Origin of the sequence: Asaia platycodi JCM 25414 (assembly GCF_000614545.1) — a bacterium.
Taxonomy (GTDB): Bacteria; Pseudomonadota; Alphaproteobacteria; order Acetobacterales; family Acetobacteraceae; genus Asaia; species Asaia platycodi.
In genome coordinates this window covers 77,632-90,780 of the sequence record NZ_BAKW01000013.1, presented here as the reverse complement: position 1 = coordinate 90,780, position 13,149 = coordinate 77,632, and the positions used below count along the sequence as shown (strand labels likewise).

Sequence of the window (13,149 nt, the reverse complement as noted above, 5' to 3'; positions counted from 1 at the left end):
CGCAAATCAGGATTTTTCGTAAGGAAAAAGTCATGGCTACTTGGAATGGAAGCTCGACTAAGTACACGCTAAACGGGGATTATCTGAATATAAATACGAAGGATGGTCCTATATCTCTGGGGCCGGTTGGTTCTTCTCAGAAGAACCATTATTATGACGTCACATTGGGGAAAAATGGTGGAACGCTCAATCTGACGATGCCAGTCGCAGATTATCGAGGTAACCGCTATATATTTACAATAAATTCAGACGTTGGTCGAAGTATAAAGCTGAATTTTAACAATCAGAGTGCGGCCGTCAAAACGATTGTGCAAACTTATGATCGAGCCAACAACAGAACGATCATCAGTATCCAGATTGGTATTCTCAACTACGGAGAGGTCCAGTATTTCATCCCGGGGAATCCATTCGGCCTTTCTACATCGAGTCGCTCACATACCCTGGCAAAGGGAGAGAGCTGGTCGCTCGGAGGCATCGTCTGTTTCCTTGCCGGAGCTCTCATCCGTACCCCCGATGGTACCGTGCCTGTTGAGCGATTGAAGGCTGGTGATGAAGTTTGCGTCTGGAATTCTGAAAAACAGAAGACAGAAATACGAACTCTCGCCTGGACAGGGGTCGGCAGGGCTGCAGTCAATGCGACGGCTTCTGACGATCTCGCTGGATGGCCTATTCGCATATGCAAGGACGCTATCGAGCAGGGTGTGCCGTCACGTGACTTATTGATAACAAGCGATCATTGTCTGTTCATACAGGGCGTCTTTGTTCCGGCACGCATGCTGGTGAACAACCTGTCGATAATATATGACAGGACAATCCAGAAATTCGATTTCTACCATTTGGAGAGCGAAGGTCATGCTGTAATCTGGGCTAATGATCTCATGACAGAGAGTTATCTCGACACAGGAAACCGGGGAGGCTTCGAACAAACCGGTAAAATCGTGTCTCTCGGAGCGGGCCCTTCTCATTGGGGCCAGGATTCAGCAGCTCCTCTGGTCACGGAGCGCAAGCAAGTGGAGCCGATTTTCTCCAGTATTGCGTCACGAGCTCGAGATATGGGGCTATGTAATCAATTGGCGCCTCGCCGCCTTTCCAAAGACCCCGATCTTCATTTGCGCACTGAAGACGGGCAGATTATTCGGACGGTCAGGACAAAAAATGCCAGATCTGTTTTCATGATTCCGACTGGAGTGACAACGCTCAAAATCTGTTCGCGCGCATCCAGGCCGTTCGACACGCTCGGACCGTTTGTGGACGATCGTCGATCCCTTGGTGTTCTGATCGGTGAAATTACCTTCTTCGAAACCACAAATACCCGTGTTCTCGACCAGCATTGGCAGATGCCTGATTTGGCCGGGTGGGCGGATCTTGAAGGAAAAAAATCCCGATGGACAACCGGGGAAGCAACACTTCACCTTGATCGCGAAGCGCCTCACGGGTTAGGCGTTCTCGCCTTGGAAGTACTCTCGGCTGGGCCATATCTGGAGGAAGAGGCTGTGATAAACGAGCCTCCTGTTGTGCAAGCATTACATGCCTGAAAAGAACTGCCCATGACTTTTGTCATGGGCAGTTTATTGCTGAGTCGTTTTTCTGCTTTTGAGATCAGACAGTGATGCCACTGGTCAGCATGGCGGTCAGACGCTGCGCGAAGCCTGCGGCGTCGGGCAGGGTTTCGCCATCCTGGATACGGGCCACATCGAGCAGGACGCGAGCATAATCAGCAACGCTCTCGCCCTTCTCCACACGCGCCGCGAGATCGCGGATGAGCGGATGATGCGGGTTGATCTCCATGATCGGTGCAGAAGGGGGCATGCCCTGACCCGAGCGGCGCATCAGGCGCTGCATTATCAGATCGGGGCCGCCCTCGCTCGTGATGACCACGGCGCTGCCGACCAGACGCACCGTACCGCGCACATCTTTCACATCCTCGCCAAGGGCTTCCTTGAGTGCCGGGATCAGCTTGTCGAGATCCGCAGCCTCGCCCTCTGGCGTGGGGGCTTCGAATTTCTCAAGATCGCCATGGGCCTGATTGATGGATTTCAGCACCTTGTCTTCGTAGGAAGACAGACGATCTGGCCAGAAGCCATCCACCTGATCGGAGAGCAGCAGCACCTCGATGCCACGGGCACGGAAGCCTTCAAGCTGCGGCGATGCGGCAAGCGCCTCGGCGTTTTCGCCGGTCAGATAATAGATGGCTTCCTGACCCGGCTTCATGCGCGACAGATAGGCGTCGAGCGTGGTAGGGTCGTCAGACGCTGTGGAACGGAAGCGTGACAGGGCGGCGAGCTCCTGGCGGTGCTCGGAATCCTCCCAGATGCCTTCCTTGATGATCGGGCCGAAATTCTCCCAGAACGTGCCGAAGGATTCGGCATTTTCCGTATCCTTGGCGCGGTTCTTGATCTCGGTCATCACGCGCTTGGTCACGGCCTTGCGGATGCGCTGCAGCACCGGGGTGGATTGCAGCATTTCACGCGAGACGTTCAGCGGCAGATCTTCGGTATCGACAACGCCCTTCACAAAGCGCAGCCAGGCCGGAAGAAGCTCTGCATCATCGGTGATGAACATGCGGCGCACATGAAGATGCACCTTGCTCTCACGTGACTGCTCCATGAAATCGAACGGGCGTGCACCGGGAATGAAGAGCAGTGCCGTGAACTCGGTCGTGCCTTCTGCGCTCCAGTGCAGGGTCGCGTAAGGCTCGTCGAACTGATGGGCGACGTGGCGATAAAATTCGGTGTACTGCTCGGGCGTGATGTCTGATTTCGACTTGCGCCACAGAGCCGTGCCCTCATTGGCTGATTTGTCTTCCTCACCTTCGCGCAACGTGATCGGCCAGGAAATATGGTCGGCCCATTTGCGGATGATCGAGCGCAGACGCCAGGCATCGAGGAATTCGTCGGCATCGGTTTTGACATGCAGGATGATGTCTGTGCCAGGTTGCTCGCGTGTGGCAGGGGCGATGGTATAGGCACCCTTGCCGTCAGACGACCACTGCCAGGCCTGATCGGAGCCGGGCTGGCGCGAAATCACGTCCACCTTGTCGGCCACCATGAAGCTGCATAGAAGCCGACGCCGAACTGGCCGATCAGGCTGGGGCGGTCTTCAGGCTTGGCGCTGTTCAGCTTTTCGCCGAAAGCACGCGTGCCGGAGCGGGCAATGGTGCCCAGATTGCTGGCCAGCTCGTCACGGCTCATGCCTGCGCCGTTATCGCTGATGGTCAGCAGGCGGCCTTCCTTGTCCGGGTTGATGCGTATGGCGGCATCGGCGGGCAGGGCTTTGGCGGCATCGGTCAGCGCCTCGAAGCGACGCTTGTCGGAAGCATCTGCGGCATTGGCGACCAGTTCGCGCAGGAAGATCTCGCGTTCGGAATAAAGGGCATGAACCACGAGGTCGAGCAGGCGCCCTACCTCAGCGCTGAATTCATGCTTCTCGGCGCCCTGGACCTGATCTTTTTCTGTGTTCTCGGTCATGGAGATCCCTCAAGACTGTGATGGCGTCGCAACGACGCCGATTTGCACGAAGAAGTAGAAATGCGCGTCTCTTTTTTCAAGAGAGGCAGGGCCATAAGGGCAACACGCAATCGCGTGTAAGGGGGGCAAGGGAAAGCGAAAGAGCGTTGTCTGGCGTAACCCAGAGGGCTTCGGCAATCTCTGCCGCAACGGTGACAGCGCCCTCCCAGCGCAAGGAAAAAAGCTCCGCCCGTACGATGTGGCCCGGTTCATTGGCCGCCGGAGCCTCGATCTGCTTTAAAAACCGGCAGGCACTCGGCATGGCCTGAAGGCCGAGTTCTTCGTTGAGTTCGCGTAGCAAGGCTGCACAGGCGTTTCGCCGGGCTCGATCTTGCCGCCGGGCTGCATGAAGGCCACGGTGCCGTGTTTGCGCACCAGTAGGAGCCGCCCAGCTCCGTCATGAAGCAGGGCGGCAGCGATGTGGATGACCCGCATCGTTGAGTTATCAGATCGTCTCGCCGCGAATGCTTAAACGACCATCCTCGTTCTGATGGGCCTTGAGCGCCTCATAACCCGGGACAGTCGGGTGCGGGACGTCGATTTCATGGTTGTGGGTGGCGGTAATGACCACCACGCTGGCATTGGCCGCTTCGCCTGCCTTGATGCCGGCCGGGGCATCTTCGAACACGGCGCAGTTCTTGGCTTCGAAGCCAAGACGCTGCGCACCGAGCAGGAAGCAATCGGGGGCCGGTTTGCCGTTAGGCGCGTCTTCTGCCGTGATCAAAATTTTCGGCAGGGGCAGGCCAGCAATCTGGATGCGCTTGAGAGCGAGATCGCGTGAAGCCGAGGTGACGATGGCCCAGCGATCTGTGGGCAGGCTGTTCAAAAAGGCGGTCGCACCGGGAATGGGGTCGATGCCATGCGTGTCTTCCAGCTCACGGCTGGTGATCCACTGTGCTTCCTCGACCGGATCGACATCCGGCAGTTTCTGGCGGCGGATGGTCTCGATGGTCTGCACGCCGTGTATGGTGGGCAGGAACCTGGCAACATCCAGACCGTGCTTCTGCGCCCAGAGGGTCCATACGCGCTCCGCCGCGATGATCGAGGTCAGGATCGTGCCATCCATATCGAACAGGAAGGCATCGAAGGAACGTCCGGGGAAAAGGTCATGCTCGGCCAAAAGACATCTCCGTCATGAGAACAGGGTCAGCAGGGTGGGTGACCCTGCATGACCTGTTTAACGCAGGCAAGCTTGCTTCAGATCAACCCGCCGTGTCGACGGCGAGGCGGCCGAGGGCGGGGTCGTCGGTGAAGAATCCGTCCAGACCCATATCGAGATAGCGTTTGACCTCGGCAATCATGCCTTTCGGATTACGGGCGTTGAGAGCCCCGCCATCACGCAGTTCTTTCGGCAGGCAGTAATTTTCGGGGCGCGCCGTATAGGAGTGGACCAGCAGCCCTGCTTCATGGGCATCGGTAATGAGCGTCGTAGGTGTGCCCCAGGAGCCGTCAGGTTTGCGCGGGATAAGGTCCGTGTTGGACGGGCCGATCACATCGGCGAAATGGCGGATGTCGCGCAGCCCTTCCGGTTTCATGAAGTCGCCGAAGGTCTTCGCATCGCTCTTGCCGAGCAGATCGGGCGGGGTCTGACCCGGCTCCCCCATCAGGAACATCACGCGTGCCTGCGGGTTGATGGCGCGTGTCTTCTCGCCGATCGCCTTCAGATTGCCGGTCTCGAATGACTGCAATTCGAGCGGTGCCTGGCGGGTGTATTCATGCGCCGCGATGGTGCGCAGAAAGGCGGTTTCGGGGTCGAGGCCGAGGGCGTGGAAATGGGTGGAATTCTTGATTTCAGGGATCAGACCGAAAACCTTGCCGCGTGCCGCCGATTCAGCCGCGGCGAAATCGATCACCTCTTCGAAGGTGGGGACGTCGAAGTGGCCGTCATAGCGCGTATTATGCGGGCGCAGTTGCGGCAGGCGCTCTTTCGCACGCAGGGTCTTGAGTTCGGCGAGGGTGAGATCGGTGGTGAACCAGCCAGTCTCTTTCTGCCCGTCAATGGTCAGGCTGCGCTTGCGTGAGGCGAATTCGGGGCGTGAGGCGATATCGGTAGTGTCGGCAATATTGCTCTCATGACGAACGATCAGGACGCCGTCTTTCGTCATGACCAGATCGGGTTCGATATAATCCGCGCCATCTTCCATGGCTTTTGCGTAAGAGGCCAGCGTGTGCTCCGGTCGCAGTGCAGAAGCGCCGCGATGGGCGAAAACCAGAGGTTTCGGCGCCAGAGACGGCGCAGCAAAGGCCGAATTGCCGAGAGCGGAAGAGCAGACCCCGGCGAGACCGAGAAACAGGGTGTGACGACGTGACAGCAATGCGGCTCTCCTGTGGCCTGACCAGAAGAGGCGTAGAGCCTGTCCGGCTGAGGCCATTTTTAACAAGGTAACTGGCGCCGTTATCCCAACCCGGCACGATCGGGATAACGGCTGATTGAGACTGATCCGGCTTACCAGTTCGCGCTGAGCGTCAGGAAATACATGCGCGGCGCAATAGGATAGGCCGTGAACTGACCCGAAGTCTGGGTGGTGCTCACCGTGGACCAGCCACGTGTATTGGTCAGGTTGGTGATGTTTCCCTGAACGCGCAAGGCGGGAATATGGGGAATGCCGTGGATAGTATAACCCGCATTCATGCTGAACTGCGCGGTGGGCGAGGCCCAGAGATCGTTCGTGTAGGTCGTGTAGCGTTTGCCCATGACATCGCCGATGAACTGGCCGTAGAAATTGCCCCAGTTGGTGGTGGCGACGAATTTCTCGGTCCAGTCCGGCTGACCGGCCACGTTGCGGCCTGCAATGCGGATGGTCGACGTGCCGGAGTTGTAATTGTCGTTATAGACCGACTTGTTATAGCTCAGGCCGTTATAGATCGAGAAATGCGGACCGAACTGTGCGGTGAAAGAGAAATCCATGCCGTCTGTCGTAACCGAACCCACATTGGCCAGAGTCGTGGCGGAGCCGATGATGGAAGAAAGCGACTGGGTGGTGGCGATGGCAACCAGACGGTTCGAGAAATGCACGTGGTAATATTCGGCTTGGGCCGAAATATCGGTCAGCGGGCCAAGGTTGACGTGGTGATGCGTACGCAGACCTGTCTCATAGGTCCATGACGTCTCGACCTTGCCGTTCTTCTTGAAATCCTCGAAGGCTGCCTGGCTGGTGGCGCCCCATGGGGTGGCATTGCCATAACCTGCGTTCTGGTAGGAGCGCATGTTCTCCTGGATATTAGCGAACCACTGCTCGTTGGGCGTTATGTTCCACAATGCGCCAAAAGAGGGCAGGAACGGCTTGATAGCCGCAATGGTGCCGCCTGGAACGGTCACGGCTGTGGCGGGCGAGAGTGAGCCCGGCTTGCCGGCCACGGGCAGCGTGCCGTTTGTATAGACCAGCTCGGATTTGAATCCCGCAGAAAGCGTGAAGTTCTTCGTTACCCGCCAGCTATCCTGCAAATGGGTGGTAAATGTATTGGTGTAGAAATAGTTCGTGTACTGCTTGATCAGCGCATCCTGCTGACGGTCATACGGTGTGGTCGGGTTGTTGGCATCGAGCGGATACCAGCGACGGGCCTGCGTATTATTGTTGCGCTCGTACCAGCCCCCGACTTCGAGGTCGTGATGGCCCAGCTTGTAACGCAGCGTTGTGAGCAGACCACCGCGATTATCCCAGTACTCAGTCGTGCGTGTGGCGTAGCCCGAACCACCGAATACGTTGCTCAACTGGCTGGAACTCTGATTGGGGAAATAGCGCCGAACAGCGTGGGCAGACCAGCTGCCGTGATCGGGCCGGCCACCACACCTTCACCGAGATTGTGGTGATAGTAGAGCTTGTTGTCCCAATGCAGGTTGCTGTTGAAATCATGCTGCCAGGCCAGATAGGTCAGAAAATCCTGACGCTGCGCCGCAGAGTAGTAATTGCGATAATTCAGTCCAGCATTCTTGTAGGCCGCCGAGTTCAGATAGGATTTCGCATAGGTGAAATCGGGATAGGTAAAGGGGCGCACATAGGTGCCATAGCCATTGGGCAGCACAACGCCGTCTTCATTCGGCTCGACCTTGTCGGACCAGTCGAAGAAATAGGTGATCTTGTCCTTGCTGCCCTTATGTACGAATTTGGCGTTGACCTGATTGCCACCCTGATGACCGGCAAAATCCCAGGCGCGGGCATCCTGACGCGCCCATGAGATATAGGCCGAGTTGCCATTGCCGAAATTGCCCGTGTCAAACCGCGCAAAAGTGCGGAACGTCGAGAAGCTGCCGAAGGTCTGGTCGAGCTGGCCCCCCATCTTCTGCTTGGGATCCTGCGACGAGAAAAGCAGCGTACCACCCAGATTGGAGGTGGAGGCCGTGCCGAGCGCGCCGGAGCCGGTGGCCACCGTTGCATTGCCAACATTTTCACTGATGACGGCGCGCTGAGGCGAGAGGCCGTTATAATTGCCATAGGCCTGATCGCCCAGCGGAATGCCGTCGAGTGTGTAGCCGAGCTGGTTCTGATTGAAGCCATGGATAAACAGCGAGGAATTCTGCTCGTTATTGCCCCAGGGGTCGGCATTGTTGAACACGACGCCCGGCAGGATCTGAAGCGCCTTGAGTGGGCTGACACCGGGCAGAATGCGCTGCAATTGGGTGTGGCTCACGCTCTGCTCGGATCGGGTGCGTCGCGCAGTTGCGATGACTTCTTCTGCAGGAGCGGTTGAGACCAGAGCTTTCGCCTTGCCCGCTGCGGGGCTTGCACGATGAGCCGGGGTGGGATGAAGCGTGGCATCTGCTGCGCTGGCGGAAAAGCTGACAAGGGCAAGAGGTGAGCAGAAGAGTGACAGCGTAAGGCCGAGGCGCTGTTTGCAGAGCTTCATCAGTAAACTTTCCTTTAACGATGGCCGGATTGCGGCGCACCCTATGCGGAGAGTTCGTTACGGTGTGTGAAGCTTCGGTGATGTGGCTATTACAGAACGATGAATCGAAAAGGCTGCTTGGGGTCCAGGCAGCCTTTATGCCGATCAATCCCGGGGAGGGGAGATCAGAAGCGGTATTCGATACCTGCTGCGACCGTCGTCGGTCGAGCGAGTCATGAGCCTTGATGAAGGCGCCCGACCCACGGTCGTTGGCCCACGCATGCATGCGCATGAACATCTGCTTGGCATCCATGTTAAAGAACCAGTTGCCGACCAGCTGATAGTCGAAGCCGACATTGACCGACGGACCGCCCGTCACGCCGACATTGAGCTTCTGCACGAGGCCACCAGCGGGTGACACGTTATGGAACCAGGCGAGTGTGGCGCCGACGCCACATAGGGGTTGAAGCGCTTATGCGGGCGGAAATGCCAGGCAACGGTCAGGGTCGGGGGCAGGGCCCAGGCGCTACCGATATCGATATTGCCGAGCGGCGTGCCCTTGGCGGCCACTTCGTGACGGGTGCTGGCAGCAATCAGGTCGATCGAGATGTTGTCGGTGAAGAAATACTCGAATGTCAGTTCCGGCATGACCTGATTGGTCGTCTTGATGTGACCGGGGATGGCTGCACCGTTCAGCCAGACCTTGCTATCACGATCCTGGGGGAGGATGCCAAGTGCGGATAGACGAACGATGAAGTCGCCCTTGCCAAGACCGATCTTGGTGGTGGAGCAGGTCTTGAACAGACCGCACTCGTCGCTGGACGAGCGCGGTGCAGCCATGGCCTGAGCCTGGGGTGCGAGAACCATGTTCGTTGAGACAGGCGCGTTCACGACGGGGGCGGACTGGGCTTGGGCGCCGGGAGCTGCGATGGCAGCTGCAACGAAACCTGTGAGAAGCGCAGTGGAAATTTTGAAAGTAGTCTTCATCGACGTCATCCGTGATTAAACAGTGACGTTCACTCACCATGCGCTATGATGCAGCGCCTTGATCCATGTCAAACATGCTACAACGGCGGTGATGACCGTGGGGAATTGGCCACAGTATGTGACTTATTGTTAACAAAACAAGAATAATAATAAAAAAAGAGGACTAAGTTCGTCATGGATGCCCAGACGAGGGACAGTATCAGCATGCTCGGATCTTGTGGTAATTGCGGACAGTGTCTTCATTGCGAGGCGCGACCACGCAGCATTTGTTCCGTGATCGATCCGGACCACATGGCGCGGCTCGCCCAATACTCCCATCGCCTTGCTGTGACTTCCGGCAAGACCTTCATTCACGAAGGTGAGGCGGCGAGCGATTTCTTCATTGTGACATCGGGACATGCCAAGCTTTTCTCGCTCATGCCGGATGGGCGGCGCCAGATCACAGGTTTTGCCCAGGCTGGTGATTTTCTGGGGCTGGCCAGTGGCGCAACCTACGCATTCAGCGCGGAAGCACTCGGATTGCTGTCGCTCTGTCGTTTTTCGCGTTCTGGCCTCGATACGCTGCGGCGCGAATTTCCCGATCTCGAGAACCGATTGATGGAAGAGGCCTCTCGTGAGCTGGTCCAGGCGCAGAAAAGCATGTTGCTGCTCGGGCGCAAGACAGCACGTGAGCGTCTGGCCAGCTTCTTGCTGGAGCAGCATCACCGCTCGCCCACGGGCGAAATTGTCATTCATCTGCCTATGAGTCGCACCGGTATTGCCGATTATCTCGGCCTGACCATCGAGACGGTCAGCCGCACCCTCAATGCGCTACAGCGTGAAAAGCTGATCACGATCACACAGGTCACGCAGATCACCCTGCTCAACCTGTCTGCGCTCGAGAATCTGGCCCGCGGAGGCTAAGCTACATACCTTGGCAGGCATGCCCAATTGATGCCTTGACGCCGCCATGATGAAGGGGGAGAGAAGACACTTTCCCGCGAGAGCCTTATCCTTCAGGAGCGACAGATCATGGACCGTTTCATTATACGTGGCGGCAGGCGTCTTGAAGGCGAGATCGTGATTGGCGGCGCCAAGAATGCCGGTCTCAAGCTCATGGTGGCGGGGCTTCTCACCTCCGAACGCCTCATTCTCTCCAACGTGCCGAAAATTGCCGATATTGAGACCATGCAGACCCTGCTGCGTCAGCATGGCATTGCCGTCGATCCTGTCGATGCCGAAGGGCGCACGCTCTCGATCGGTGGCCCGATTGCCTCTGTCGAAGCGCCGTACGATATCGTGTCGAAAATGCGCGCCTCGATTCTGGTACTCGGCCCGCTTCTGGCGCGCGCGCATGAAGCGCGCGTGTCGCTGCCGGGTGGCTGCGCCATCGGCACGCGTCCGGTCGATCTGCATCTGAAGGGGCTGGAAACCCTCGGAGCCAAGATCCGTCTCGAAAATGGCTATATCAATGCCAGCGCCCCCGGCGGCCTGGTTGGCGATCGCATCCTTCTGCCTTTCGCGTCTGTCGGGGCTACCGAAAACCTGCTTATGGCGGCGACGCTGGCCAAAGGGCGTACGGAAATCGTCAACGCGGCGCGCGAGCCTGAAATCAGCGATCTGGTCGAGTGTCTCAATCGGATGGGCGCGCGTATCACCGGTGCTGGCACCGGCACGCTGGTGATCGATGGTGTCGAGGCTCTGACGGGTGCAGAACACGCCATTATGGCCGATCGTATCGAATGCGGCACCTATGCCTGTGCTGCGGGCATCACGGGTGGTGACCTGCGTCTGATCGGTGGGCGGGTGCGCGATCTCGGTGCCGTGGTGCGCACGCTAGAAGAAGCGGGTGTCGAGGTGCTCGAGGAGGAAAATGCCATCCGCGTTCGTCGCAATGGCCCGCTCAAGGGCGTGGATATCATGACCGAGCCCTATCCCGGCTTCCCGACCGATATGCAGGCACAGTTCATGGCGATGCTTGCCGTCGCCGAGGGCGCCTCAATGGTGACAGAGACGATCTTCGAAAACCGTTTCATGCACGTGCCCGAACTCAACCGCATGGGCGCACGTGTCAATGTTCATGGGTCTTCTGCTATCATCCGTGGCGTCGACAGGCTTTCAGGTGCGCCTGTGATGGCAACCGATTTACGTGCGTCCTTTTCGCTGATCATTGCCGGTCTTGGCGCGCAGGGTGAAACCACGCTGAGCCGCATCTATCATCTTGATCGCGGTTATGAAGCCGTTGATCGCAAGCTCTCTGCCGTTGGCGCCGATATCGAACGCATTCGCGAATAATCAGGCGCCGCCGCCCCTTCCGATCAGAGGCAGACGCTGCATAAAAAGGGGATGAAAGGGGCAAGCCCCTTTCCAGGGGGAGGGGGCAGAGCCCCCGGTTAAGTTCAATTTAGGAGATATGGGGCTCTGCCCCACGCCCTGCCAAAGGGCATTCGCCCTTTGGAAACCCTTTATTTTTCCTTGATGGCTTCGGCGGTGCGCAGGCTCAGGGCCATGATGGCGAGTGCCGGGTTGGCGGCAGTAGCACTCGGGAAGATCGAGTGATCGCTGATCCAGAGATTATCGATATCATGGCTGCGACCGAACGGATCGACGACTGAGTCGTCGGGGTCGGTACCCATGCGACAGGTGCCGATCATATGAGCAGCGCGGTCCATGGCCCAGATGTCCTTGGCGCCTGCGGCTTCCCAGATGGCGGTCATGGTGCGCGCCATGTGCTCATGCATGGCTTGTTCGTTGGGACCGTAGCTGAACGTGATTTTCGGCTTTGGCACACCGGCACGACCGATTTCGTCTGAAAGCGTGACGAGATTGTCGTCATTGGGCAGGCAGTCGCCATGGGCGCCGAGCCCGGCCATGTAATTATAGCCGCGCAGATAATCGGTCAGGGCGTCACCCCAGAGACCGCGCCCTCGTGCTACGCCCGTAGCCCATGTTAGGGGCATCATGCCGAGCGACTGGATGAGATAGCCACCGGCGAAATCGGCATCCTTCGGGCGCATCATGTCTTCGGTGATGGTCAGCGACGGATAGCCCTTATTGGGGCGAATGATCTCGTCGAACCGGCCCCAGACCTGGGTCGAGATATGCGCCATGTAGTTGCGTCCGACCTGCCCGCTGCGATTGGCCAGCCCGGTATGGAGTAGCAGGCGCGCCGTTTCGACCGCGCCAGCCGCAAGAACGAGAGCGGCGCAGCGTTGTTTGCGGTCTTCACCGTTCTCACGATAGACGACCGCCGTCACGCGTCCGGCACTGTCGCGTTCGATACCATGCACAAAGCAGTTCGGACGGATTTCAGCGCCAGCAGAAACGGCAAGCGGGAGATAGGTTACGTCCGTGCTCGATTTCGCGCCGTTGCGGCACCCCTGATGACAGGCACCACAGCCGACACAGGCTTTGCGATTGCCCCAGTCACGGGTGATGAGTGCAGTCGGGCCGTCGGCATTGCGAATGCCGAGTGAATCGCAACCGCGCGCCATTGCCTGCGCGGCGCCATTGCGCTGCGGCGGCGGATAGGCGTAGCGACGCTCGGGGTCCCAAGGGTAGTTTTCGGGCCCGGAGACTCCGATTTCACGCTCGACCCGCTCGATATAGGCAGAAGCGTCTCGAAATCGAAAGGCCAGTCCACACCTTTGCCGGTTTCGGAATGCAGGCGCATGTCACGCGCATCGATGCGCGGCATGAAAGCGCCGAAATGCAGCATCGACCCACCGACGCCCGTGCCGCTGTTATTGCCGCCGAAAGCCATCGGGTTGGCCCCGCCCGACAGGCGTTCTTCGAGCCAGTAGATCTCAGACGCTGTTGCTTCGTCGGGCGTGTGCTGCCGTGGATCGAAGCG

8 protein-coding genes and 3 pseudogenes are annotated in these 13,149 nt (G+C 58.3%); 3 read left to right on the top strand and 8 right to left on the bottom strand.

The window, feature by feature from the left end; translation table 11 throughout:
• The coding region (locus JCM25414_RS19335; protein ID WP_206777957.1) for a Hint domain-containing protein at positions 1-1,535 on the top strand (1,535 nt) is incomplete at its 5' end.
• Positions 1,536-1,599: 64 nt separating this feature from the next.
• Here JCM25414_RS19335 and htpG read toward each other — a convergent pair.
• The 7 genes and pseudogenes from htpG to JCM25414_RS19315 form a co-directional block, all read right to left on the bottom strand.
• Positions 1,600-3,467, bottom strand: a pseudogene (htpG, locus tag JCM25414_RS19330) (molecular chaperone HtpG).
• A 76-nt stretch (positions 3,468-3,543) separates the two neighbouring features.
• Positions 3,544-3,807, bottom strand: coding sequence for an NUDIX hydrolase (locus tag JCM25414_RS19325; protein WP_242403509.1), 264 nt, complete (start codon positions 3,805-3,807; stop codon positions 3,544-3,546).
• Positions 3,744-3,941 (bottom strand): NUDIX domain-containing protein, encoded by a 198-nt coding sequence (locus tag JCM25414_RS27040; RefSeq protein WP_408734888.1) that lies wholly within the window; start codon positions 3,939-3,941, stop codon positions 3,744-3,746. The genes JCM25414_RS19325 and JCM25414_RS27040 overlap by 64 nt, the downstream gene beginning before the upstream one ends.
• A gap of 10 nt (positions 3,942-3,951) precedes the next feature.
• Positions 3,952-4,626 (bottom strand): HAD-IA family hydrolase, encoded by a 675-nt coding sequence (locus JCM25414_RS10755; protein ID WP_025841654.1) that lies wholly within the window; start codon positions 4,624-4,626, stop codon positions 3,952-3,954.
• 82 nt (positions 4,627-4,708) lie between these two features.
• Positions 4,709-5,821, bottom strand: a complete 1,113-nt coding sequence (locus JCM25414_RS10750; RefSeq protein ID WP_025841653.1) for a glycerophosphodiester phosphodiesterase family protein — start codon at positions 5,819-5,821, stop codon at positions 4,709-4,711.
• Positions 5,822-5,952: 131 nt separating this feature from the next.
• Positions 5,953-8,351, bottom strand: a pseudogene (locus tag JCM25414_RS19320) (TonB-dependent receptor).
• A gap of 164 nt (positions 8,352-8,515) precedes the next feature.
• A pseudogene (locus JCM25414_RS19315) lies at positions 8,516-9,317 on the bottom strand (OmpW/AlkL family protein).
• 273 nt (positions 9,318-9,590) lie between these two features.
• On the opposite strand from JCM25414_RS19315, the gene JCM25414_RS10735 reads away from it, so the two are divergent.
• Both JCM25414_RS10735 and murA read left to right on the top strand, forming a co-directional pair.
• Positions 9,591-10,220: a Crp/Fnr family transcriptional regulator gene (locus JCM25414_RS10735; protein WP_025841652.1), complete on the top strand. Its 630-nt coding sequence runs from the start codon at positions 9,591-9,593 to the stop codon at positions 10,218-10,220.
• A gap of 108 nt (positions 10,221-10,328) precedes the next feature.
• The gene (gene murA / locus JCM25414_RS10730; protein WP_025841651.1) at positions 10,329-11,591 is read left to right on the top strand and encodes a UDP-N-acetylglucosamine 1-carboxyvinyltransferase; all 1,263 of its coding nucleotides are present in this window, start codon (positions 10,329-10,331) and stop codon (positions 11,589-11,591) included.
• Positions 11,592-11,761: 170 nt separating this feature from the next.
• On the opposite strand, the gene JCM25414_RS19310 is transcribed toward murA, so the two are convergent.
• Positions 11,762-12,790, bottom strand: a complete 1,029-nt coding sequence (locus tag JCM25414_RS19310; protein ID WP_242403508.1) for a GMC oxidoreductase — start codon at positions 12,788-12,790, stop codon at positions 11,762-11,764.
• Between the last annotated feature and the right edge of the window lie 359 nt (positions 12,791-13,149).